At 71.4% G+C, this 23,427-nt stretch carries 22 protein-coding genes; 11 read left to right on the top strand and 11 right to left on the bottom strand.

The genetic code is table 11. From position 1 onward, the window contains the following. Positions 1-5 precede the first annotated feature (5 nt). Entirely contained in the window at positions 6-938 is a 933-nt protein-coding gene (locus tag ACZ6W9_RS29365) for an ABC transporter substrate-binding protein (RefSeq protein WP_389959528.1), read from the top strand. Positions 939-1,098: 160 nt separating this feature from the next. Beyond that, positions 1,099-1,593, top strand: coding sequence for a flavin reductase family protein (locus ACZ6W9_RS29360; RefSeq protein WP_389959531.1), 495 nt, complete (start codon positions 1,099-1,101; stop codon positions 1,591-1,593). 97 nt (positions 1,594-1,690) lie between these two features. Here ACZ6W9_RS29360 and sppA read toward each other — a convergent pair whose 3' ends face one another. Both sppA and ACZ6W9_RS29350 read right to left on the bottom strand, forming a co-directional pair. Beyond that, positions 1,691-3,391, bottom strand: coding sequence for a signal peptide peptidase SppA (gene sppA, locus ACZ6W9_RS29355; RefSeq protein WP_389959534.1), 1,701 nt, complete (start codon positions 3,389-3,391; stop codon positions 1,691-1,693). A gap of 30 nt (positions 3,392-3,421) precedes the next feature. Further along, positions 3,422-5,461 (bottom strand): S8 family peptidase, encoded by a 2,040-nt coding sequence (locus tag ACZ6W9_RS29350; RefSeq protein WP_470120634.1) that lies wholly within the window; start codon positions 5,459-5,461, stop codon positions 3,422-3,424. 177 nt (positions 5,462-5,638) lie between these two features. Between ACZ6W9_RS29350 and ACZ6W9_RS29345 the strand changes: the two genes are divergently transcribed. Both ACZ6W9_RS29345 and ACZ6W9_RS29340 read left to right on the top strand, forming a co-directional pair. Further along, on the top strand, positions 5,639-6,202 hold the full coding sequence (locus ACZ6W9_RS29345; RefSeq protein ID WP_470120632.1) for a MarR family winged helix-turn-helix transcriptional regulator: 564 nt from the start codon (positions 5,639-5,641) through the stop codon (positions 6,200-6,202). A gap of 25 nt (positions 6,203-6,227) precedes the next feature. Continuing rightward, entirely contained in the window at positions 6,228-6,671 is a 444-nt protein-coding gene (locus tag ACZ6W9_RS29340) for a hypothetical protein (RefSeq protein ID WP_389959541.1), read from the top strand. Between the two features lie 73 nt (positions 6,672-6,744). On the opposite strand, the gene ACZ6W9_RS29335 is transcribed toward ACZ6W9_RS29340, so the two are convergent. After that, positions 6,745-6,987, bottom strand: coding sequence for a DUF397 domain-containing protein (locus ACZ6W9_RS29335; protein WP_470120713.1), 243 nt, complete (start codon positions 6,985-6,987; stop codon positions 6,745-6,747). A gap of 5 nt (positions 6,988-6,992) precedes the next feature. After that, the gene (locus ACZ6W9_RS29330; protein ID WP_389959544.1) at positions 6,993-7,847 is read right to left on the bottom strand and encodes a helix-turn-helix domain-containing protein; all 855 of its coding nucleotides are present in this window, start codon (positions 7,845-7,847) and stop codon (positions 6,993-6,995) included. A gap of 403 nt (positions 7,848-8,250) precedes the next feature. Between ACZ6W9_RS29330 and ACZ6W9_RS29325 the strand changes: the two genes are divergently transcribed. Then, the gene (locus tag ACZ6W9_RS29325) at positions 8,251-8,445 is read left to right on the top strand and encodes a hypothetical protein (protein ID WP_470120630.1); all 195 of its coding nucleotides are present in this window, start codon (positions 8,251-8,253) and stop codon (positions 8,443-8,445) included. Positions 8,446-8,654: 209 nt separating this feature from the next. Then, positions 8,655-9,401 carry a phosphotransferase family protein gene (locus tag ACZ6W9_RS29320; protein ID WP_389959548.1) on the top strand — a complete coding sequence of 249 codons (747 nt, stop codon included), beginning with the start codon at positions 8,655-8,657 and terminating at the stop codon, positions 9,399-9,401. 43 nt (positions 9,402-9,444) lie between these two features. Here the strand turns inward: ACZ6W9_RS29320 and ACZ6W9_RS29315 are convergent, their stop codons facing one another. Genes ACZ6W9_RS29315 through ACZ6W9_RS29305 form a run of 3 tightly spaced genes read right to left on the bottom strand, consistent with a single transcriptional unit; the run spans position 9,445 to position 10,915 of the window. Further along, positions 9,445-9,579 (bottom strand): hypothetical protein, encoded by a 135-nt coding sequence (locus ACZ6W9_RS29315; protein ID WP_389959550.1) that lies wholly within the window; start codon positions 9,577-9,579, stop codon positions 9,445-9,447. Further along, a complete protein-coding gene (locus ACZ6W9_RS29310; protein WP_389959553.1) occupies positions 9,576-9,803 on the bottom strand; it encodes a hypothetical protein in 228 nt (75 codons plus the stop codon). The genes ACZ6W9_RS29315 and ACZ6W9_RS29310 overlap by 4 nt, the downstream gene beginning before the upstream one ends. Then, on the bottom strand, positions 9,800-10,915 hold the full coding sequence (locus ACZ6W9_RS29305) for a MerR family transcriptional regulator (protein WP_470120627.1): 1,116 nt from the start codon (positions 10,913-10,915) through the stop codon (positions 9,800-9,802). The genes ACZ6W9_RS29310 and ACZ6W9_RS29305 overlap by 4 nt, the downstream gene beginning before the upstream one ends. Before the next feature lie 598 nt (positions 10,916-11,513). Between ACZ6W9_RS29305 and ACZ6W9_RS29300 the strand changes: the two genes are divergently transcribed. Further along, the gene (locus ACZ6W9_RS29300) at positions 11,514-13,169 is read left to right on the top strand and encodes a glycoside hydrolase family 27 protein (protein ID WP_470120625.1); all 1,656 of its coding nucleotides are present in this window, start codon (positions 11,514-11,516) and stop codon (positions 13,167-13,169) included. A 255-nt stretch (positions 13,170-13,424) separates the two neighbouring features. On the opposite strand, the gene ACZ6W9_RS29295 is transcribed toward ACZ6W9_RS29300, so the two are convergent. From ACZ6W9_RS29295 to ACZ6W9_RS29285, 3 genes are all read right to left on the bottom strand, one after another. Next, positions 13,425-15,056: a glycosyl hydrolase family 18 protein gene (locus ACZ6W9_RS29295; protein WP_389959560.1), complete on the bottom strand. Its 1,632-nt coding sequence runs from the start codon at positions 15,054-15,056 to the stop codon at positions 13,425-13,427. 248 nt (positions 15,057-15,304) lie between these two features. Next, on the bottom strand, positions 15,305-17,800 hold the full coding sequence (gene glgB, locus ACZ6W9_RS29290; protein WP_389959563.1) for a 1,4-alpha-glucan branching protein GlgB: 2,496 nt from the start codon (positions 17,798-17,800) through the stop codon (positions 15,305-15,307). Positions 17,801-18,116: 316 nt separating this feature from the next. Continuing rightward, entirely contained in the window at positions 18,117-18,599 is a 483-nt protein-coding gene (locus ACZ6W9_RS29285) for a MarR family winged helix-turn-helix transcriptional regulator (RefSeq protein ID WP_470120623.1), read from the bottom strand. A gap of 128 nt (positions 18,600-18,727) precedes the next feature. On the opposite strand from ACZ6W9_RS29285, the gene ACZ6W9_RS29280 reads away from it, so the two are divergent. The 4 genes from ACZ6W9_RS29280 to ACZ6W9_RS29265 all read left to right on the top strand — a co-directional run bounded on the left by ACZ6W9_RS29280 (position 18,728) and on the right by ACZ6W9_RS29265 (position 21,924). Beyond that, positions 18,728-19,288: a YceI family protein gene (locus ACZ6W9_RS29280; RefSeq protein ID WP_470120621.1), complete on the top strand. Its 561-nt coding sequence runs from the start codon at positions 18,728-18,730 to the stop codon at positions 19,286-19,288. Positions 19,289-19,443: 155 nt separating this feature from the next. Next, positions 19,444-20,211, top strand: coding sequence for a pirin family protein (locus ACZ6W9_RS29275; protein ID WP_389959571.1), 768 nt, complete (start codon positions 19,444-19,446; stop codon positions 20,209-20,211). Between the two features lie 154 nt (positions 20,212-20,365). Further along, the gene (locus ACZ6W9_RS29270) at positions 20,366-20,713 is read left to right on the top strand and encodes a GNAT family N-acetyltransferase (protein WP_470120711.1); all 348 of its coding nucleotides are present in this window, start codon (positions 20,366-20,368) and stop codon (positions 20,711-20,713) included. Positions 20,714-20,817: 104 nt separating this feature from the next. Beyond that, the gene (locus tag ACZ6W9_RS29265; protein ID WP_389959577.1) at positions 20,818-21,924 is read left to right on the top strand and encodes a pirin family protein; all 1,107 of its coding nucleotides are present in this window, start codon (positions 20,818-20,820) and stop codon (positions 21,922-21,924) included. 189 nt (positions 21,925-22,113) lie between these two features. Here the strand turns inward: ACZ6W9_RS29265 and ACZ6W9_RS29260 are convergent, their stop codons facing one another. Beyond that, entirely contained in the window at positions 22,114-23,283 is a 1,170-nt protein-coding gene (locus tag ACZ6W9_RS29260; RefSeq protein WP_470120618.1) for a copper amine oxidase, read from the bottom strand. Between the last annotated feature and the right edge of the window lie 144 nt (positions 23,284-23,427).

Genomic DNA, 23,427 nt, shown 5'->3' with positions numbered 1-23,427 from the left:
GCACGATGAAGCGTCTGTTCGGCACCGCGGCGGTCGTCCTGTCCGCGATGCTCTCACTTACCGCGTGCGGCGGGGGAGACCCCCTGACCAGCGCCTCCGCGAGCCCGGCCGCCACCGGATCCGGCTCGGGATCGGGTTCCGGGGCGGGCGGCAAGGCCGTCGTCGGCTCGTTCGACTTCCCCGAGAGCGTCCTGCTCGCCTCCATCTACGCCCAGGCGCTGGAGGCCAAGGGCGTGACGGTGGAGGAGAAGCCCAACATCGGCAGCCGTGAGATCGTCTACGACCAGGTCAAGAGCGGCGGCCTGACCGTGCTGCCCGAGTACAACGGGGCGCTGCTGGCGTTCCTCGACCCGAAGAGCACGGCCGCCTCCAAGGACGAGGTCAACGGCGAGCTGAAGTCCAAGCTCCCGGCCGAGGTGGAGATCCTCGACTCGGCCGCCGCCGAGGACAAGGACTCCCTCACGGTCACCAAGGAGAGCGCGACCAAGTACAAGCTCACCACGATCGAGGACCTCGCCAAGGTCTCCAAGGACAACGCCGTCGGCGGCCCGCCCGAGTTCAAGAAGCGGCGCGAGGCCCAGTTCAAGGACGTCTACGGCCTGGAGTTCAAGGAGTGGAAGCCGACCGGCGCGACCACCGCCGACGCCATCAAGAGCGGCACGGTCCTGACCGGCAACGTCTTCACGACCGACCCGAAGATCGTGCTGAACGACCTGGTCGCGCTGGAGGACCCCAAGAACGTCTTCAGCGCCCAGAACGTCACCCCGCTGGTCAACAAGGCGGGCACGAACGACACGGTCCGGACCACGCTGAACGCGATCTCCGCCAAGCTCGACACCCAGACCCTCGTCGACATGATGAAGCGCGTCGCGGTGGACAAGGACGACGCCGCCGTGGTCGCCAAGGACTGGCTGACCAAGAACGGCCTCGCCTCCTGACCTGGTCTCCCACCGGACCCGCTCAGGGGTCCGACAGCTCGCGTACGGCCCGCGCCACCCGGTGGCGCGGGCCGCGCCGTGCCCGGGGCGCTTCGCCGTACCGCGTCCCGGGGCCGTTCACGTGGCGGCACCGGGCCCGGAGGTCCGGGATGATGGCGGTATGAGCGAGTTCACCGAGGCCATGGCGGGGGTGGCGACCGCGGTGACGGTGGTCACCGTCAACGACGAACGCGACGACGTGGGCGGAACGGTCGGCACCTTCACGTCCGTCTCGCTCGACCCCGAGCTGGTGATGGTGAGCCTCGCGAACACCGGCTACCTCAACGAGCTGCTGCTGCGCCGCGACCGCTGGGCGGCCAGCGTGCTGTCGGCCGGGCAGAAGGCGATCGCCAGCCGTTTCGCCACCCCGGGCCGCCCCGGCGCGCGGCTGCTGCTCGCCGGGACGCCGCACCACCGGGGCGCGCTGAGCGGGGCGCTCGTCGTGGAGGGCGGCGTGGCGGCGCTGGAGGCCGAGACGACGCACGTCGTCCCGGCCGGCGACCACACGATCTACATCGCCCGGGTGCTCGGGGTGAGCTACGTCGAGCCGTCGCTCACCCCGCTCGTACGGCTCCGCGGCCGCTACCGCCCCGTCGGAGACCCGGACGCCCGCTGAAGCGCCGGGCGCGCGCCCCACCTGGTCACCCGCTCAGGAGCCGGGCGCGTACGCCCCCCGGTCTCCAGGGCCGTACCGGAGCGGCGGAACCCGGCGGCTAGCGGATCGTCCAGGAGCCGGGGAGCATGAGCGGGCCGTACGACGGCAGGCCCAGCTCGGCGGCGAGGTGGGAGATCGGCCCCCACGACTCCAGCCGGACCCGGGCCAGGGCGGCGGCCTTGTCCTCGCTCGACTCCGCCGGGCGCAGCCGCTCCAGCGGGCTCAGCCTGGGGTAGACCCGTACCTGGGCGTCGGCGGCGAGGCCCGCCTTCTTCCGCGCCAGGGCCAGGGCGTCCTCCAGGCCGCCGAGCTCGTCGACGAGCCCGTGCGCGTGGGCGTCCGCGCCGGTCCAGACCCGGCCCCTGGCCAGCTCGTGGACGCGCTCGCGCGGCAGGTCCCTGCCGTCGGCGGCCTTGGCCACGAAGTCGTCGTAGACCCGGTCCAGCCAGGCGTTGATCCGTGCCCACTGCTCCTCGGAGAAGGCGTTCGTGGGTGAGAACATCCCGGCGTTGGCGCCCTCGCCGACCGTCTCGGAGGAGATCCCGATCTTCTCCAGCAGTCCGCCGATGACGGCCTTGCCGCCGAACACGCCGATGGAGCCGGTGAGCGTGCCCGGCTGGGCCACGATCGCGTCGGCGGCCATCGAGACCATGTAGCCGCCGGAGGCCGCGAGGTCGCCCATCGAGACCACGACCGGCTTGCCCGCCTCGCGGGTCAGCACCACCTCGCGCCAGATGGCGTCGGAGGCGACGTAGGAGCCGCCGGGGCTGTCCACCCGGAAGACGACGGCCTTGACGTGGTCGTCGTTGCGCGCCGCGCGCAGGGCGGCGCAGACGGTGTCGGAGCCCATGGCCCCGCCGCCGCCCAGCGGGCTGCGGCCGCTGCGGCCGAGCCGTACCGCGCCGTTGCCGTGGACCAGCGCGACGACGTCCTCGCCGGGGCGGGGCAGCTTCTTCGCGAGCGGGCCGCGGGCGTAGCGGGTGACGTAGAGGAGCTGGGAGTCCTCACCGGCGGCCTTCTTGACCTCGGCGTAGACCTCGTCGCGGTAGGCCATCCGGTCCACCAGGCCCGCCTCGACGGCCTCGGCGCCGATGAACGGGCCCCGGTCCACCAGCTCGCGGACCTTGGCGGGCTCGATCCCGCGGCCCTCGGCGACGCCCGCGACGACCTGCTCGGTGATCGACTCGGTGATCCGGCCCATCGACTCGCGGTGCGCCTCGGTCATGTGGTCCTGGGTGAAGGTGTTGGCCGCGGTCTTGTACTCGTGCCGCTGGCCGACCTGGTAGTCCACACCGAGCTTGCCGAGCGCGCCCTTCAGGAAGCGCTGCTCGATCGCGACGCCGGTGAGGCCCACGTCGCCCGACGGCTGCAGGTAGACCCGCTCGAAGGCGGTGGCCAGGTAGTAGGGGACGGTGCCCGCGCCGAACTCGCCGAACGTCTCGGCGAACGCGACCGTCAGCTTGCCCGCCTCGCGCAGCCGGGTCACGGCCTGGCGCAGCTCCTGCACCATCGCCAGTCCCAGCGGGCGGGTGCCGATCTTGACGACCAGGGCCCTGACCCGGGTGTCCGTCCGGGCGCGCTTGAGGCCGGACAGCACGTCGCTCAGCCGCGGTCTGCGCATGGACAGCACCGCGTTCAGCGGGTCGGCCGGGGGGCCGTCGAGCAGGCCCTCGGTGAGGTCGAGTTCCAGGACCAGCGGGGCGGTGCGCCGCTGCCGGAACCGGTCGACGGAATCGATGATCACCTTGGTCGCGTCCATGGCTAACACACTAGGCGACCAAAAAGCTACTTATGCGGTACGGCGGACATTCACCGCTTTTCGCAGCAGCGAGGTGGACGAGGCGAGCGAGGCGCCGGCCAGACGCCGCCTCTCCGCCGCGGCGATGACGCTCCCGACCGTGGCCTTCGCGCTCCCCGCCTTCGTGTTTCCCGCCCCCGCGCTCCCCGCCTTCTCCGCCGAGCCCGTACGGCCGGCCTTCGCGGTCAGCTCGGCCGCGCCGTGCGCCCAGTTCAGCCAGGCGGCCAGCAGTTCACCGTCGAGTGCGGCCCGCGCCGTGCGCTTCGCCGGGCGCAGCACCCGGTAGGCCGTGCCGAGTGTGGAGGCGCGGACGACCTCGGGGAAGACCGCGCTCGCCTTGGAGACGAGCCGCAGATAACAGCCGAGCGTCCCGTCGCTCAGCACACCCTTGCCCCGGGTCATCTCGACGGCCCACTGCGCCGCGGTCAGGCGTTCCGTCCCCCTGCCCCGGGTGCAGACGGCGGGCGCGGACGCCGGGGACCCCGGAGGCGGGACGGTGACGGGCGCGGCGGTGACCGTCACGGTGACCGTCACCGTCGGCAGCGGGACGGGCTCCGGCTCGGGCGGCGCCGGGGCGTCGTCCCGCGGGTCCGGGGCCGGGCCGGAGCTGGGGTCCGGGACGGGGGTGTCCTGATCACCCGGCACGGAGTCGTCACCCGGCTCCTGGGTGGCCGCCGGGCCGGGCGCCTGGCCGGTCAGCGCGCCGTACACGTCGAGACGCGGGGTGGTGACCCCGCCGTAGACGATCGGGCGGCCCGCCGCGGTCAGCCTGCCGACGAGCGCGTCGGGGGAGGCGTCGGCGGACTTCTGCGCCAGCGCGGCCAGCGCGCCCGTGACGTGCGGGGCCGCCATCGAGGTGCCGCTGTAGACGGCGGTGCCGCCGCCGGGCACCGCGGAGTCGATCTCCAGGCCCGGCGCGAAGAGGTCCAGCGTCGGGCCGTGGTTTGACCAGGAGGGGACCCGGTCGTCGTCGCCCACCGCGCCCACGGTCACCGCGCTGGAGACGCAGGCCGGTGCGCCGCCGCCCGCCACGCCCTCGTTCCCCGCGGCGGCGACGGTGACCACGCCCCGGGCGCGCAGCGCGTCGATCCGCTCCTTCAGCGGGCCGATCTCCGGCGCACCGTCGCAGGCCCCGTCGTAGAAACCGCCGCCGAGGCTGAGGTTCACCGCGACGAGGCCGGGCCGGGAGGTGTCCTTCAGTTTGATGAGGTGGTCGAGGGCGAGCAGGATCGTGGACTCGTAGGCGCCCACGCACGCGTTCTCGGTGACGCACTCCTCGACGCCGTCGAACCGGCTGAAGACCTGGACCGCCAGGATGTCGGCTCCCGGCGCGACCGCGTGCGCGATGCCCGCGACATGGGTGCCGTGGTCGCACAGGTTGACCGTGCCGCTCACGCACGCCGCCGTCCTCGCGTCGGCCGCACCCGGACCGGTCTGCGTGTTCTGCCCGCCGGGGCACAGGGACTTCGCGCCGTCGCCGGTCGCCGAGAAGCACGCCTCGTCCACGACCTTCCCGCCCAATGCGGGGTGGCCGGCGTCGATCCCGGTGTCCACCACCGCGATCGTACGGCCCTCGCCGGTCGCGCCCTCCGCGACGGCCCGGTCGGCCCCGATCAGCTTCAGCCCGGAGGACAGCGAGGCGGCGGAGTAGGCGCGGTCGCGCCGGACCGACACCACCCGGGGGTCGGCGGCCAGCTTCTCCAGGGCCTCGCCCGTGCCCTCGACGACCAGGAAGGAGGCGTCCGGCGGCTGCAGCACGACCTCGGCATCGGGCAGCGTCCGCGCCTCGCCCGCCACGGGCGCGGCCTCGGCGGGTGCGGCCACCTCGACGATGACCCGGCCGCCGCCGTCCTCGTCGCCGTCTTCGCCGCCCTCGGCGGCGAGTCCGGCCTCCAGCTTCGGCCGCTCCACCGGCGGCGTCGCCTGTACGGCGGGCGGGGGCGTGACGGGTAGGGAGTCGGCGGCGAGCGCGGGCGCGGCCGGGGTGATGGTGAGCATGATCGCCATGGCCACGAGAGCGCGAAGTCGCACACGTCCTCCGGGGGGGTGAAACGGGCGATTCGGAGTCTAGGCAGCGTTTCGCCTCCGGTGAATACCTTCGTGGCTGATTTCAGGATCTTCCTAGGCCGCGTCCAGGGGCAGGCGATCCTGGACGCGGGACCGTCGGCTGGTCATTTCTGGAAGTAGGTACTAATCTGCTTCATAACTATGAACGACGTACATAATTTTGAAGTCGATCCGGACGGTTTCCACTACGACCCCCGGGCCAGGGCCACGATGGCCCGGCTCACCGCCGACGGCGGCGACCCGCTCGCCTTCGAGGCGGCCTCGGCCGTCCGCACCGCCTACCGCGCCATCGAGCGCACGCGCACCCAGGGCTCCGAGGGCCGGGGGCTCAGTGCGGGTGCGCTCGACGTGCTGGTCCGCCTGGACGGCGAGGAGAGAAGGCTCAGCATCGGCGAGCTCGCCCGCGCCGCCGGGGTCAGCTCACGCAACGTCACCGGGCTGGTGGACACGCTGGAACGTGACGGCCTGGTCCGCCGGGTCCCCGACGAGACGGACCGGCGCTCGGTCCTCGCCGAGATCACACCCGCCGGGCGGGCCTGGCTGGACGCCTTCCGCAAGCCCGCGCAGGCGGCCATGCGGGCGATGTTCCGCGGGTTCACGCCCGAGGAACTGGTCGTCTTCCGTGACCTGTGCCTGCGGCTGGCCGACAACCAGATCCGCCTCTCCGCCCATCTCCGCCAGAACGGACAGCACGATGACCACTGACATCCCGGCCGGAACGGATGGCACCATGACCACCGACATCCCGGCTGGAAGAGACGGCGCGATGACCACCGACACGACCGGCCCCACCGGCGCCCCTGCCGCCCCGGGGCGGACCCGCCACGCCGTACGGGGCTACCACGAGGCACGCTTCCGTGGCGACGCGACCGGGGCGGCGGCGTACCTCGGCGAGCCGTTCCGCTTCCAGAGCCCGTTCATCACCTCCGACGACCGCACGGGGCACCTGGCCACGCTGCCAGGGTTCGTGTCGATCGTGACGGGGGTCGATCTGATCAGCGAGCTGTACGGCGAGGCGGAGGCGACGCTCGTCTACGACGTGCACACCGCGACGCCCGCCGGCACCCAGCGCACGGCCGAGCACTTCCGCCTCGACGACGGCGCGATCACCTCGATCACACTGATCTTCGACACCGCTCCCTGGCAGTCGATGAGGGAATGGATAGAGCCCTGACGGGCCGCCGGCGCGCTACGCGGCGGAGAGGAAACGGAAGGCACCCGGACGGAGCATGGGCGCGTCGGCGGGGTCACCGGGTGGGGAAGTCGAACTCTCCGGCCTTGACGCCACCGATGAAGGCGCCCCATTCGGCGCGGGTGTAGAGGATCACCTGGCCGTCGGGGTGGTGGCTGTGCCGTACGGCGATCCGGCCGCTGCCGTCGGCCAGGGGTCCGGCTTCCACGCAGCTTCCGCCGCCGTTCTCGCTCTTCGTGCTGATGCGCCAGGCGACGTCGGTCAGGTCCGTGGGGGTGGGCGCGCCATGCTTTTCCATCACGTTCACCGCATCTCTTCCGCCAGTGCTGAGATGAGCTCGGCCGAGTCCTCGGGCACGAGGGTGAGCTTTCGCAAATCATCGTACGTCAGCATGAAACGCTCTGTATCGGGTGATTCCACGTATACGGCGCCCTTCGGGGTCTCCACATAGGCGACCTCGGGATAAGGATCCTTCATCCGCAGTATGCGGAAAGCGCCCGTGGGGCTGGCATGTGCTCCGGCGCTGAACGGGAGTACCCGGATCTCGATGTTCGGCCGGGAGGTGTGCTCGATCAGATGGTGCAACTGGTTCACCATGCATTCGGGACCACCGACCTCGCGGCGCAGCACCGCCTCATCGATGATCACTGATAGCTGGGGCGGGTCCTCGCCCTTGAGGATCTCCTGCCGAGTCATTCGCAGCTCGACCCATCGCTCGATCTGGTGCTTTTCCGCACCGAGCTCCGCTGCCTCGATCACCGCTCGCGCATACTCCTCCGTCTGGAAGAGGCCAAGGAGCAGGACGTTGTCGAATGCGCGAATCTCGCGTGCCCGAGACTCCAACCACACGTAGTCGATGAGCGCACCGGCGACCTCGGTGGCATACCCGTCCCACCAGCCCTTCTGCCAGACCTCCTGGCTGAGCTTCATCAGGCTCTCGCGTCGTCCGCTGTCGGCGACGCCGTACAGATCGAGAAGCGCCAGTAGATCCGGACGTCGGATCGGATACTCCCCCGACTCGAAGCGGCTCGCGGTCGACGGATCGCGCTGAAGGTACTCGGCCACATCCTTGAGCAGCAGAGAGTTGGCCTCACGGAGTTCGCGGAGTTGCTGGCCGAGCCACTGCGCGCGGAGCGTCACCCACTTCGGAGCAGCCATGCCCCTCTCCTTCCAGGCTGTGTTCTACGGGTCACGACTTTGCCAGGTTGGCTTATACATCTTGTGAACTCTCGTGACTGCGTGTAACTATACCTGAAGCGACGAGGCGGTAGCAGAGAGTGAAAGTGGCACCGAGTCCCGCCACTGAACGATCGCTTGAACACCAAAGAAGAGAAAAGGGTCGGGGTGGGCTTCGCTTGGAGGCCACGCCCACCCCGGCCCGAGACGCCGGAAGGAAGCACCCGAGATGGAGCACTTCAACGGTTCCGACCACCCGCCTGTCTACCACGGCGCGTGCTCGCCGCGAGGTGAGATCGGAAGCAGTGGGGACGATTCGTCCTGGTAAATCGACCCGTCTCTCGCCAGGGAGGAGGTACGGACGCTGGCCGGCGGCCTGCCTCGCATGTTCGCGCTGGTCCAGGGGGTCGAGGAGGACGGCGAGGAGATCATCGCGAAGGTGGTGGCCTACGGGCTGGCCCTGCCGTGCGGCACGGCGGCGACCGTCGGCGTGGCCGACGGATTCGGCCGATGGAGGAGTACCCACAGCGCCGCGTCCCGTCTCCGCGCCGGTCTCGTCTGGCTCGGAGACGACAGGTGACTGCGCTCCACTGACAGAGCCGTCATCAAGCGGATCCACGGTGCCGGCCGATCGGCGGGCTCAGGGCTCCTAACGAAAGTGGTGGACTTGACCTGGTCAGCGGGCGGTGTCGCGCACGAGGCCGCTTGGTGGCGGGACGCGGTCAGCCGCGCAATCGCACGTGATAAACCCGGTGACGTCGGCGATCACCCCCGGGATACTGGTCGCCCATGGATGAGGTCGAAATGGTCGTGGCCCATTCCGAGCGCGCGACCCTGCGCGTCGGCGACGTGTTCCTGAAAGTGGATGCCGATCAGGCGCGCATCGAGGTCGAGGTCGAGGCGATGGCCCTGGCGCCGGTCCCGACCCCGAAGGTCCTGTGGCACAAGCCGCCGGTGCTCGCGATCGCCGCAGTCCCGGGGACGGCGCTCGGCCGCCTCGGCGAGCCGTCGACCGCGTCCCCGGCGGCGTGGGCCGCGGCGGGCGCCGCCATCCGAAGGTTGCACGACGCGCCGTTGCCGCCCAGGCCCGGCCAGGCCGGCCGGGACCTCGACGAGTTGGCGGCGGATCTCGATGGCGAGTGCGAATGGCTCGTGACGAACGGCGTCCTGCCCGCCGACCTGGTCACCCGCAACCGCCAGGTCGCCGAGGCCGCGCTCCGGCCGTGGACACCGGTCTTCACGCACGGCGACCTGCAGATCGACCACGTGTTCGTCGACGGCGACGGGATCACGGGCATCATCGACTGGTCCGAGGCGGGCCAAGGTGATGCCCTGTACGACCTCGCCACCTTGACGCTTGGACACGAGGAGCACCTCGGCGACGTCGTCGCCGGCTACGGCACCGACGTCGACCCCGACGTGATCCGCGCGTGGTGGTCGTTGCGAAGCCTGCTGAATGTTCGCTGGCTGATCGAGCACGGCTTCGACCCGTTCGCGCCGGGCTGTGAGATCGACGTGCTGAGATCCCGGCTGTGAGGCTGCGCGGGCCCGACCGCTATGAGAAGTCCTAACGAAACGATCAGTGGATGAGGCGTCGCCGGCAGATGATGGCGACGGCGAGGGCCATGAAGGCTTCGTGGAGGTCGTCGCGAATCTCCCAGCGGATGCGCAGGCGGCGGAACCAATGCAACAGGGCGATCGTCTGCTCGATCACCAGCGATGCCCACCCAGGCCGGAACCGTGCGGGGTGCCACGGCGGGCGATGACCGGTTTGACCCCTGCGGCCCCGACCATCCGGCGGTAACAGGTGTAGAGCACGAACAAGATGCCCGCCAGGACCTTCCGGTTGTCCAGGCGTTTGCGGCCCGGATGATCTGTGCGGTGTGGCAAGACCGGCAACAACGGTTCGATGATGAGCAGGGCTGCGACGCGGTTCACGCTATGAGCAGGCGGAGGCCGAGATCCGCCGCGTCGAGGTCGGCGAGGTCGCGGTTGCGTTCGGCCCACCGGCCGGAGTCGAGGTCGTCGCGGAGGCTTCGCACCGCCCGCCGTTCGGCCTCGGGCCCGACCTTCGTCCACACCGACATCGCACGGCGCACGTGATCCTCCAGGTACGCCGCCGGCCGGCGCCAGTACGCCTCGAACAGGCCGTCGGCGCAGTCCCACGGGACGGGCACCGGCTCGGCGCGGGCGCCGATCGCGCCGGCCATCCCGGCGAGCGAGGGAAACCCCGCGAGGACGGCGGCGAACTCGGGCAGGTGGTCGCGGGTGAGCCAGAACCTGTCCTGCCATCCGGGCTCGTCGGTGTCGAAGGTGAGGACCACCACCCGGCGGGCCACGCGCCGCATCTCGCGCAGCCCCGCCATCGGGTCTCCCCAGTGGTGAACGGTGGAGACGGCCATCGCGGCGTCGAAGGACCGATCCTCGAACGGCAGGCTCTCCGCGAAGGCGGCCACGCACGGCGCCGCGCCGGCGGGTCGCTGCCCCCGCATGACCGCCGACGGCTCCACCGCGGTCACATCACGGTCAACGGGCTCGTAGGAGCCGGTGCCGGCGCCGACGTTCAGCACCGTTCGCGCGTCCCCGAGCGCGTCCCAGATCCACGTGGCGATCCGCGGCTCGGTACGCCGTGTCACGGGGTAAGCGCCGCCGATCGCGTCGTACAGTCGCGCGCCGAGCATCTCCAGCTGCTCCTCCGGTGTCACCCTCAGTCCCTTCGCCCGCGCCTCAAGTTCCCTGTCGATGGCCGTCACCATGGCGTCAGCGCGATCACGCCGCTCCAGCAACAGGCCGCGCAGCCGGCGCAGGTGCGCGACCGCGTCGGTGGACGGGTCGCCGACCAGTTCGGCGACCTCCCGCAGCCCGAATCCCAGCCGCCGATAGGCCAGCACCTCCCGCAGCCGCTCCACGTCGTCCGCCGAATAGGCCCGGTACCCGGCCGCGGTCCGCGCCGACGGCCGGACGAGCCCGATCTCGTCATAGTGATGCAGCGTGCGGACGCTCACGCCGGCCAGCCCGGCCACGTGCCCCACCGTCCAGTGATCCTCCACGGCACCGACTATGCGGCCTGACGCCACGTGAGGGTCAAGCGCCTCACCGCGGCAACAGGAGCCGGACGCGAGGGGGATCAGACACGGGGCTCGACCCCCTGGGGCCTTGGGCGCATGGAGCGCCGAGCGAGCGAGACTTCACCGGAGCCGTTCGCCGTCGCGCTGACGAACTCACCGCTGGAAGACGCCGGGGCGTCCCACGGATGAACGTTTCACCCGCGGTGGGACGGTGAGGACGCGGCAGCAGGGAGGCGGGCGGCAGGGGTGGACGGAGGCTTGACGGCGCCTCGGGCGTCGTATTCGCTCGCCTTCGGTGCCGTCGCCTTCCCCTCCTCGCGGAGAGGGTGTCGGCGCGGCACATGTGTTAGCGCTAACACCAGCCAGAACGTCCCATTCCCGGGTTGCGGCCCGGCCGGTCGCCGGTGGAGTGAGGCGGTCACCTCGCCGCCGCGCGACCCCGGCATGAGCACCCCGGAGACGAGGAGGCACCATGCGACCACGTGGCCCTGTACGGCGACGCCCCGCCGGCGACGCCGGAGGTGATCACCGGGCTCCGGCGCGATCTCTCACGCGGCCCCTGCCTCGGCTGGTCGTCGCCATGCAGACGGTGGTCCTCGCCCTGGCGTCGGTGATGTGGGCCCTCCCGGACAGCGCCGCACGAGCGCTCGCCGTGCCAGCCATGCCCGCAGCGGCCGTCGCGGCGGTGGCCACGCCCCCCATGGGCTGGGCATCCTGGAACACCTTCGCCGCGCAGATCAACTACAACGTCATCAAAGCCCAGGCGGACGCGCTCGTGTCGTCGGGGATGAAGGACGCCGGCTACGAGTACGTCAACATCGACGAAGGCTGGTGGCAGGGAACACGGGACTCCTCGGGGAACATCACGGTCGACACGGCCGAATGGCCGGGCGGCATGAAGGCGATCGCCGACTACATCCACAGCAAGGGCCTCAAGGCGGGCATCTACACCGACGCCGGGCGCAACGGCTGCGGCTACTACTACCCGACCGGTCGCCCGGCCGCCCCCAACACCGGCAGCGAGGGCCACTACGACCAGGACTTCCTGCAGTTCTCCCGCTGGGGCTTCGACTTCGTCAAGGTCGACTGGTGCGGCGGCCAGGCCGAGGGGCTCGACGCCCGCACCGCCTACCAGTCGATCAGCGCCGCGATCGACCGCGCCACCGAGCAGACCGGCAGGCCGCTGGTGCTGTCGGTCTGCAACTGGGGCGCCCAGAACCCGTGGGACTGGGCACCGGCCATCTCCACCATGTGGCGCACCAGCGGGGACATCATCTACTGGGGCCAGAACGCCTCGATGGACCGGGTGCTGGCCAACTTCGACTCCGCCCAGCACCCGAACGCGCAGAGTCCGGGCCACTACAACGACCCCGACATGCTCGTCGTCGGCATGAACGGCTTCTCGGCCGCGCAGAACCGTACGCACATGGGGCTGTGGGCGATCTCCGGAGCTCCGCTGCTGGCCGGCAACAACCTCGCCACGATGAGCGCCGACACCAGGGCGATCCTCACCAACAGGGAGGTGCTGGCCGTCGACCAGGACCCCCTCGGACGGCAGGGCGTGAAGGTGGCCGAGGACCAGAGCGGCCGTCAGGTGTACAGCAAGGTGCTGTCGGGGAACGGCCGGCGCGCGGTGCTCCTGCTGAACCGCACCACGTCCGCCGCGTCCGTCACCGCCCGCTGGTCCGACCTCGGCCTGAGCGGGGCGGCCACCGTACGGAATCTGTGGACCGGCGCCGACGCGGGCACCTTCACCGGAAGCTACACGATTTCCGTGCCCGCCCGTGAGGCGGTTCTGATCACCGTCGCCGGGACCACCGCCTCGCCCACGGCCACCCCCACCGTTCCCGCGCCGGGCACGATCCGGGGTGTGGCCTCCGGCAGGTGCCTGGACGTCAACGGCGTCTCCCAGGCCAACGGCGCGCAGGTGCAGATCTGGGACTGCAACGGCCAGAGCAACCAGCAGTGGGCCGCGACCGGCTCCGGCGAGCTGCGCGTCTACGGGAACAAGTGCCTCGACGTCAACGGCGCGGGCACCGCGGACGGCACCGGCGTGATCATCTGGGACTGCAACGGCCAGAGCAACCAGAAGTGGCGCTTCAACTCCGACGGCACCATCACGGCCGTCGGCGCGAACAAGTGCCTGGACGTGTCGAACAACGGCACCGCCAACGGCACGAAGGCGCAGATCTGGTCGTGCAACGGCCAGAACAACCAGAAATGGACCCGCGCCTGACCGGCGCGACACGCTGACCCGCCTCCGCCGGGACGACCGCGTCCCGGCGGAGGCGAGGCCCACCTGTTCTCCCGGGCAGCCAGGCCGAGGCGATGATCGTTTCGGGAGGAGCCGGTGAGATGCCCGCCGGGGTCCCGGTGCCGAACACCGGAACAGGCGGCCGGGGTGATCCCGCCGGTCGGGCCGTGAGGCAGGTGCCGACATGGCTCGACCCCCCGCGGCCTTGGGCGCACGGAGGGCCGAGCGATCGAGACTTTACCGGAGGCCGTTCGCCATCGCGGTGACCAGCTCACCGTTGGTGGTGTCGCCGCTGGTCTCCCAGAAGAAGGCGCCGCCCAGACCCTGGTTCTTGGCGTAGCTCATCTTGCCGGCGATGGTGGTCGGAGTGTCGTAGCTCCACCACTGGCCGCTGCAGAAGCCGTAGGCGGTGCCGGCGACGGTGCCGGTGACCGGGCACTTGCTCTTGAGGACCTTGTAGTCCTCGATGCCCGCCTCGTAGGTGCCGGGGGCGGCCCCGGTGGCGGTGCCGCCGGGCGCGGCCTGGGTCACGCCGGTCCAGCCGCGGCCGTAGAAGCCGACGCCGAGGAGGAGCTTGGAGGCCGGGACGCCCTTGGCCTTCAGCTTCTGGATCGCGGCGTCGGAGTTGAAGCCCTCCTTGGGGATGCCGGTGTAGGAGGTGAGCGGCGAGTGCGGAGCCGTCGGGCCCTTCGCGTCCCAGGCACCGAAGTAGTCGTAGGTCATCGGCATGATCCAGTTGAGGTTCGACGCCGCGCCCGCGTAGTCGGCGACGTCGAGCTTGCCGCCGGAGGAGCCGTCGGCGGTGATCGCCGCGGTGACCAGCGCGCTGGAGCCGAACTTGGCCCGCACCGCGGAGACCACGTTCTTGAAGGCGTTCGGGCCGCTGGTGTCACAGGTCAGGCCACAGGCGTTGGGGTACTCCCAGTCGAGGTCGATGCCGTCGAAGACGTCGGCCCAGCGCGGGTCCTCCACCAGGTTGTAGCAGGACTCGGCGAACGCCGCCGGGTTGGCCGCCGCCTGGGTGAACCCGCCGGACCAGGTCCAGCCGCCGAACGACCAGATGACCTTCAGGTGCGGGTAGGCCTTCTTGAGCTTGCGGAGCTGGTTGAAGTTGCCGCGCAGCGGCTGGTCCCAGGTGTCGGCGACGCCGTCCACGCTCTGGTCGGCGGTGTACGCCTTGTCGTAGTCGGCGTAGGAGTCGCCGATCGTGCACCGGCCGCCCGTGGTGTTGCCGAACGCGTACAGGATGTGGGTCAGCTTCGCCGCGGTGCCGCTGGTGGCGATGTTCTTCACGTGGTAATTGCGGCCGTAGACGCCCCACTGGGTGAAGTAGCCGACGAGCTTCTTGCTCCCCGGGGTGCCGGGGTCGTCGGTCGGGGTGACCGTGGGGGTCGCGGTCGGGGTGGCGGTGGGGGTCGCCGTGGGCGTCGCGGTCGGGGTGACCGTCGGGGTCGCCGTGGGGGAGGGGTCCACGGGGCCGCCGCCGCAGGGGGCGCCGTTGAGCTTGCAGTTCAGCACGCCGGACAGCCCGCCCGGCGCGCCGTTGAAGCCGAAGCTCACCGAGGCGCCCGCGGCCAGGGCGCCGTTCCACGACTTGTTGACGAAGGTGTAGTGGCTGCCGCTCTTCGCCATGTCGGCGTCCCAGGCCGAGGAGATCGAGTTGGCGGCCGGCAGGTCGAACTCGACCTTCCAGCTGGTCAGGGGGCTCGTGCCCGCCTTGACGGTGACCTTGCCCTCGAAACCGGTGCCCCAGTCCGAGGCGGTCACGTAGGTGGCGGTGGCCGGGGTGGCGGCCGTCGCTGTGCCGATCCCAACGGGGACGAGCAGCGCGGCCGCGGCGATGAAGGAGCCGATGGTGAGTCTTCGCAAGGGTCGCTCCAGGTCAGAGAGTTCCTAGCCCCCGTACATATAGGAAAGTTTCCTATTGATTAACAGAGCGTAGGTTCCCGTTGCCCCGGGGTCAATGCCCTGTTCGCATCCTCGTGGCCGGGTGCGGCCTGCCGGGGACCGTCCGGAAACGCCGAACGGGCCGGCCACAACCTGTGTGACCGGCCCGTTCGCGCCACGGGGGCGGCGGCCGGGGCCGCCGGAGACGGTGAGAAGAGAGTCGGAAAAACTTACCGGCCGCTGTCGGGCCGGCTCGCGGTCTCCGGGACCGCCGGCCCCGCGGCCGCCTCCGGGGTCCCGGCCGGGGCTTCCATGATCACGCCCTCGCCGCCCCCGGTGACCGCGACGGTCTCCGGAACCGCCGGCTCCGCGGCGACCTCCGAAGCCGCCGGCTCCGCGACGGTCTCCGACGCCACCGATTCCGCGACGGTCTCCGACGCCGCGGGCTCCGCGTCCGGAGGCGGGACGTCGCCGATGGCGGTCTCCTCGGCCAGGACCTCCTCGGCCACCTCCTCCACCACGGCCGCCGCCGCGGTCAGCGCGGCCGCGGCCTCGCCGGCCGGATCCTCGACGCGTTCCCCGGCGTGCCGGAGCCAGACGGCGCCCAGCGGCGGGACGCGCAGCCGTGCCGAGTACGGCTGGCCGTGCCAGGACTCCTCGACCGCCTCCACCGTGCCGAAGTTCCCCACCCCGCTGCCGGCGTACTCGTAGGCGTCGGTGTTGAGCACCTCCTCCCACGCGCCTCCCCACGGCAGGCCGAGACGGTAGTCGTCGTGCGGCGCGCCGGAGAAGTTGACCACGCAGGCGACGGCCGAGCCGTCCGGCGCCAGGCGGAGGAACGACAGCGCGTTGCCCTGCGCGTCGTCGGCGTCGATCCAGCGGAAGCCGTCGGGGGAGACGTCCTGCGTCCACAGCGCCGGGGTCTCCCGGTAGACGCGGTTCAGGTCGCGCACCAGCCGCTGCACGCCCCGGTGCAGGTCGAAGTCGAGCATCCACCAGTCGAGCCCGCGCGTCTCCGACCACTCCGAGCCCTGGCCGAACTCCCCGCCCATGAACAGCAGCTGCTTGCCGGGGTGGGCCCACATGTAGGCGAACAGCGCGCGCAGGTTGGCGAACCGCTGCCACTCGTCGCCGGGCATCTTGCCGAGGAGCGACCCCTTGCCGTGGACCACCTCGTCGTGCGACAGCGGCAGCACGAAGTTCTCCGAGTAGGCGTACATCAGGGAGAACGTCATCTGGTGGTGGTGGTACTGCCGGAAGACCGGCTCGTGCGCGAGGTAGGCGAGGCTGTCGTGCATCCAGCCCATGTTCCACTTGAACCCGAACCCGAGGCCGCCCAGGTGCGCCGGCCGCGAGACGCCGGGCCAGGCCGTCGACTCCTCGGCGATGGTGACGATCCCCGGCTGGTCGCGGTAGACGACCGCGTTCATCTCCTTGAGGAACTCCACCGCGTCGAGGTTCTCCCGCCCGCCGTACTGGTTGGGCGTCCACTCGCCCTCGCGCCGCGAGTAGTCGAGGTAGAGCATGGAGGCGACCGCGTCCACCCGCAGCCCGTCGATGTGGAACTCGCGCAGCCAGTACAGCGCATTGGCGACCAGGAAGTTGCGCACCTCCCGGCGGCCGAAGTCGAAGACGTAGGTGCCCCAGTCGGGGTGCTCGCCCCTGTGCGGGTCGCCGTGCTCGTACAGCGGCGTCCCGTCGAACCGCGCCAGCGCCCACTCGTCCTTCGGGAAGTGCGCGGGCACCCAGTCGACCAGCACCCCGATGCCCGCCCGGTGCAGGCTGTCCACCAGGTGGCGGAACTCGTCGGGCGTGCCGAACCGGGAGGTCGGCGCGTAGTAGGACGTCACCTGGTAGCCCCACGAGCCGCCGAACGGGTGCTCGGCCACCGGCATGAGCTCCACGTGCGTGAACCCCATGTCCGACACGTAGTCGACCAGCTGGGTGGCCAGTTCGCGGTAGGACAGGCCCGGCCGCCACGACCCGAGGTGCACCTCGTAGACGCTCATCGGCTCCTTCACCGCGACGCGCCCGTCCCGGCGGCGCATCCACTCGGCGTCCTGCCACTCGTGGTACGAGGCGTCGACCACCGAGGCCGTCGCGGGCGGCACCTCGGTGCGCCGGGCCATCGGGTCGGCCTTGGCCCGCCAGACGCTGTCGGCGCCCAGGACGGAGAACTTGTACCGCTCGCCCTCACCCAGGCCGGGGACGAACAGCTCCCACACCCCTGAGGAGCCCAGCGACCGCATCGGGTGGCCCGAGCCGTCCCAGTGGTTGAAGTCGCCGATCACCCGGACGCCCCGCGCGTTCGGCGCCCACACGGCGAAGGCCACGCCGTCGGTGTCCTCGTGCCGCATGATCCGGGCGCCGAGCACCTCCCACAGCCGTTCGTGACGCCCCTCGCCGATCAGGTGCAGGTCCACCTCGCCCAGCGTGGGCCAGTGCCGGTAGGGATCGGTCATCTCGTACGGCTCGGCCCCGGCGTAGGAGACCCGGAACCGGTAGTCGGGGACCTTGTCCAGCCCGGGGAGCGTCACCTCGAAGACCCCGTACGCCACGTGCTCCATGTCGTGGACCTGGTCGTCCAGTACGAGCTGGACCTTCTGCGCCAGGGGACGCAGCGCCCGGACCGTCACGCCTTTCGGCCCGGGATGCGCCCCGAGGATCGAGTGCGGGTCGTGGTGTGCCCCTCCCGCCAGGCGGTTCAGGTCCAGGTGCGCGTTCATGGATCACTCCCGTAGCTCGGTGTCCCCTACCCTGCCCTCCCCGGGCACCTCAACCCATGCCCTTGTCCGCTATCACCATGCGTGTCGGATAAACGTGGGAGACGCAGGCGGGGAAGTCCGTTCGTCCGTTGCCGGCTGCCCACTGCCTGGTCGTAGCGTCCCACCCGGCGGACGCCGCCCGCAAAACCCGCCGCGCCCTTCACGACGTCCACCGCGTACTTCCCGGTCTCCGCCGCGCACTTCGCCGGGTCCGCCGTACGGCGGGCGCCGCCACCGGGGTACGGCCGGCGTCCTCAGGAGGTACGGCCGGCACCCCTCAGGCGGGCTCGGCGCAGTCTCCGGCCGCGGTCTCGATCCGGGCCGTCACCTGGGTCGACAGTCGTTCGAGCGCGGTGACCTGCTCGGGGGTGAGCCCCTCGAAGAACAGGCTCCGGACCGCCTCGACGTGCCCGGGGGCCGCGGTGGTGATGGCCTCGCGGCCGGCGTCGGTGAGCACGACGAACGCCCCCCGGCCGTCCTCGGGGCACTCCTCGCGGCCGATCAGGCCGCGGCGCTGCATCCGGGTCAGGTGGTGCGACAGGCGGCTCTGCTCCCACTGCAGCTCGCGCTGGAGCTCGAAGGGCCGCAGCCGTCCGTCCGGGGTGTCGGTGAGCTCGACGAGCACGCCGTAGTCGGCCAGGGAGAGGCCGGAGTCGGCCTGCAACTGCCGGTTGAGCAGGGCCGTCAGCTGCCCGTGCATCCGGATGTACGCCCGCCAGGCGCGCTGCTCGTCCTCGCGGAGCCATTGAGGGCTGTCCATGCGTCCCACCCTACCCAAGTGGATGACATGTCATCAGGATTGCGGAATGAATGATGTGTCATGTACGTTGTGGGCGTGTGAATGACACGTCATCCAACCGGATGGCGGATCCAGAAGGAGACAGAGCCATGACCGTCACCACCACCGACTTCGCCAAGCTCACCGGCACCTACACCATCGACCCGGCCCACAGCCGCATCGGGTTCGTCGCCCGGCACGCGATGGTGACGAAGGTCCGCGGCGCGTTCAACGAGTTCGACGGCACCGCCGTGATCAACGGCGAGGACCCGTCCGCCTCGTCCGCCAGGGTCGTCATCAAGGCCGCCAGCATCGACACCCGCAACGCCCAGCGCGACGAGCACTTGCGGAGCAACGACTTCCTGGCCATGGAGGAGTACCCGGAGATCACCTTCGTCTCCACCGCCGTCCGCCAGACCGGCGAGACCGAGTTCGACCTGACCGGCGACCTCACCATCAAGGGCCTCACCAACCAGGTGACGATCCCCTTCACCTACGAGGGCACGGCGGCCGACCCGTTCGGCAACCTGCGCGTCGGCTTCGAGGGCTCGGTGACGATCAACCGCAAGGACTACGGCGTCACCTGGAACGCCGCCCTGGAGACCGGCGGCGTGCTGGTCGGCGACAAGATCGTCCTGGAGTTCGAGATCTCCGCCATCAAGAACGCCTGACACCCCGGCCTCCGGCGCCCTGGAGAACCCTCCGCCGCTCGCCGCGCCCCGGCAGGCCGTCCAGGGCCGACGCGCCGGAGAACCGCACGGCGCCCGCCCCATCTCGCCGAGTCTCCCGAGATCAGCAGCACAATCCGTCCCGGAAAGGGGAAACCATGACCATCACCCCGCCCACCCCGGCCGTGGACATCCGCCGCGCCGACGAGCGGTTCGCCACCAAGATCAGCTGGCTGGACTCCAAGCACTCGTTCTCCTTCGGCGGGCACTACGACGAGGCCAACACCCACCACGGGGTGCTGCTGGTCAACAACGACGACGTCGTGCACCCGGGCACCGGGTTCGACACCCATCCGCACCGTGACATGGAGATCGTCACCTGGGTGCTGCGCGGCTCCCTCGTCCACCAGGACTCCGAGGGCCACAACGGCGTCATCTATCCGGGGCTGGCCCAGCGGATGAGCGCGGGCACCGGCATCCTGCACTCGGAGAAGAACGACTCCTGGCGGCTCTCCGGCGACGTCCACGACGAGCCGGTGCACTTCGTGCAGATGTGGGTGGTGCCCGACGAGCCCGGCATCGCCCCCGGCTACGAGCAGCTGGAGATCGAGGGCGAACTGCTGGCCGGCGGCCTGGTCCCGGTCGCCTCGGGCATGCCCCAGCACGAAGGGGCCACGGCCATCCGTATCAAGAACCGCTATGCCGCCCTGCACGCCGCCCGCCTGGAGCCCGGCCGGAGCGTCGAACTCCCCGAGGCGCCGTTCCTGCACCTGTTCGTGCCCAGAGGAACGGTCACCCTCGAAGGCGCCGGAGCCCTCGGCCAGGGCGACGCCGTCCGCTTCACCGCGACCGGCGGGCAGCGGGTCACGGCCGTGGAGCCCGCGGAGATCCTGGTGTGGGAGATGCACGCGGCCCTCGCCGCCTGAGCCGCCGGGTGCCCTGAGCCACCGGGCGCCTGAGCCGCCCGAACGACCGGACCCGGGACCGCCGTCCCGGGTCGGCCGGTCCCGGATCGCGACGCGCCGGACGGAGCGGGATGATGAGTGAACACCGAGCAGGGGAGCCGTGAACGCCGTGAACATGGAGCAGACAGAACCGCGGGTCGCCGACAACCCGGAGGCCGGCCGCTTCGAGGTCGTCGTGGACGGGGAGGTCGCCGGGTTCGCCGAGTACCGGCGGGCCGGGGACAGGCGGTCCTTCACCCACACGGAGGTGGACCCGCGCTTCGAGGGACGCGGCCTCGGCTCGGTCCTGGTGCGCGGAGCCCTCGACGCCACCCGCGCCGCCGGGCTGTCGGTGCTGCCGTTCTGCCCGTTCGTCCGCCGCTACATCGAGCGCCACCCGGACTACCTGGACCTCGTGCCCTCAGACCAGCGGGCCCGCTTCGGCCTCCCCGCCGATGAGCCGGACCGGCCGGCCGCGCCGTAGGGTTCGCCCGTGACCTCCCCTCGGTGCCGAACGGAGAACCTCGCGTCGATGCGCGGGGTTCCGGCCCGGCGCCCGACCCCACAGCCGGAAGGACCGAACCCGAGATGAGCGATCCCGGTCGAGACGCGGACCAGGCGGTGTACGGCTGCGCGGTCGCCGAGGTGCCCGAGCCGGAGAGCGTCCTCCTTCCCGGGCATGACGTGCCGCTGGGCCGCTACACCACGGTGCGGCGGCTGCTGCCGCAGCGTCCGCGCCGCATGGTCGGAGCCTGGTGCTTCGTCGACCACTTCGGTCCGGACGACGTCGCGGGCCGGCCCGGCATGCAGATCGCCCCGCACCCGCACACCGGCCTGCAGACCGTCACCTGGCTGGTCGAGGGCGAGATCATGCACCGCGACAGCCTCGGCAGCGCCCAGCCGATCACGCCGGGACAGCTCAACCTGATGACGGCGGGCCACGGCATCGCCCACTCCGAACAGTCGCCCCCCGACCATCCGCCGGTCATGCACGGGCTCCAGCTGTGGATCGCGCTGCCCGAGGACGCCCGCCACGGCGAGGCCCGCTTCGAGCACCACCCTGCCCTGCCGACGCTGCGCGACGGGGACGCGACCGTCACCGTCGTGGCGGGCGAGCTGGGCGGCGTACGGTCGCCCGCGCTGGTGCACACCCCGCTGGTCGGCGCGGAGGTGCTGCTGCCCGCCGGCGGACGGTGCCGGATCCCGCTGGACCCGGCGTTCGAGAACGCCGTCCTGGTCATGTCCGGCGCCGCGACCGTCACCGGCACGGCCCCGGAACCCCGCGCGTCCTCGCAACCCGGCACGGCCCCGGAACTCCGCGGCTCTCTGGAACCCCGCGTGTCCTCGGAACCCGGCACGGTCCCGGAACCCCCTGTATCTGCGGAACCCGGAACGGCCCTCGCGCCCGGTTCGCTGCTGTATCTCGGGCGGGGACGCTCCGAGATCTCCGTCGAGGCCGCCGGGGAGACCAGGCTGTTCCTGATCGGCGGCGAGCCGTTCGAGGAACCGCTGGTGATGTGGTGGAACTTCGTGGGACGCACCCACGAGGAGATCCTCCGGGCCCGCGACGAGTGGATGCGGGGCGACCGCCGATTCGGCACGGTGGACGGTTGTGACGACGATCCGCTCCCGGCGCCGGTGATGCCCACCGTCCGCCTCAAGGCCCGAGACCGCCACGGCCGTACCCTCGGCTGACGCGCCGGGCGGTTCGCGTCGTCCTCGCCGCACCGCCGGTTGGTGCGCCGGAGCGATTCACGTCGTCTCGGCGGCACCCTCGGCCGACGTGCCGGAGCGGCTCCCGCCGTCCCGGCCGCGCTCTCGGCCGACGTGCCGGGGCGGTTCGCGTCGTCTCGGCGGGAACCGCCCGGTTCGGGGAAGCGGTGCTCAGTAGGGGTTCTTGGCCGTCACGTCGCGGGGTGTGATGCGGAAGCCCTGCCAGTGGGTCGGCATGGTGTCGCCGTCCTCGTCGCGGGCGACGTGGTGGTAGTCGACGTTGACCCAGACCACCGGGTCGGTGATCCGCTCCCCGTTGACGTAGCGGTCCACGGACGTGGCGCAGCCGGGTGAGGGGTTGGTGGTCGCCAGCCGTTCGCAGGCGCGGTACTGGGTGACGTAGAGGTCGGCCTGGGTGAACTTCTCGTTCGCCGGACCGCGGTACTGGGAGCTCTCGGTGTTGTTGATCTCCCAGGAGACGGGGTGCCCGTCGGCGTTGCGGACCTGGGGATCGACCACCCGCCACCAGCGCATCGGGCTGTTGACGGCCTTGCCCTCCCGGGTGAACGCGGTGTGGGAGATCTTCCGCTTGGCCGTGCCGGACCCGGAGAAGTCGTACTGCTCGACGACGTCGTCCTGCCTGCCCTGGATGTCGAAGTCGAGGCGCCAGAAGATGTTGTGGCTGTGGCTCTCCTCGAACGTCGCGCGGCCCACCCCGATGGGCCAGCCGTGCTCGGGGGTGGTGGTGAACCCCGACAGCGCGCCGGTCGCGCCCACCCGGGGGGTGATCGCGCCGTCGTCGGAGAAGCCCCACTCGACGAGGTAGGTGTACCAGCCGACCTGGAAGGCGGAGAACACCACCAGCTCGCGCCCCTGGGCCGTCCTGGCCGGCTCCCCGTCGCCGCCCTTGAGGTAGGCGTGGCCGCGAGGCCGGGTCGTCACGCAGACGAACTGCCCGCGCCGCTCGCCGCCGGGGCAGTCGGCGGCCTGGAGCGGGACGGCGGTGGCGCCGAGGGCGCCGATGTCGTGGTAGCGCGGGGTGCCGCTGTCGTAGGGCACGTGGATCTGGGCCAGCGCGGCGGTGCGCAGCACGCTGACCTGCCGGCCGCCCCTGGGCGTGTAGACGACCTTGTTCAGCGTCAGCCCCTCGACGTTGCGCATCTCCCAGCACATCTGCCAGCGCGCGCCGTTCGGCAGGGCCTGGTCGATCCGGTACGGCGTGCCGCACTGCGCGGCCGGAGCCTGCGCGGCGGCCGGTGTCCGGGTGACCGCCGCCTGCGCGCCGGTCCGCCCGCCGGTGACGGGAAGCAGCGCGAGGGGGAGGAGCAGTGCCCCGAGCACGCCGGACCGGAACGCCCGCCGGGACGAGGCCCCAGGCTTCCGCCGGAGCGGTGACCGGATCGCCGCGCGGGTGAGGAGCCCGGACGCCGCGCGGGTGAGGAGCCCGGACGCCCCGCGGGTGAGGAGCCCGGACGCCCCGCGGGT

Source organism: Streptosporangium sp. NPDC053982, from assembly GCF_055585205.1.
The sequence above is the reverse complement of the archived record's forward strand: the minus strand, read 5'-3'. Positions and strand labels throughout refer to the sequence as shown.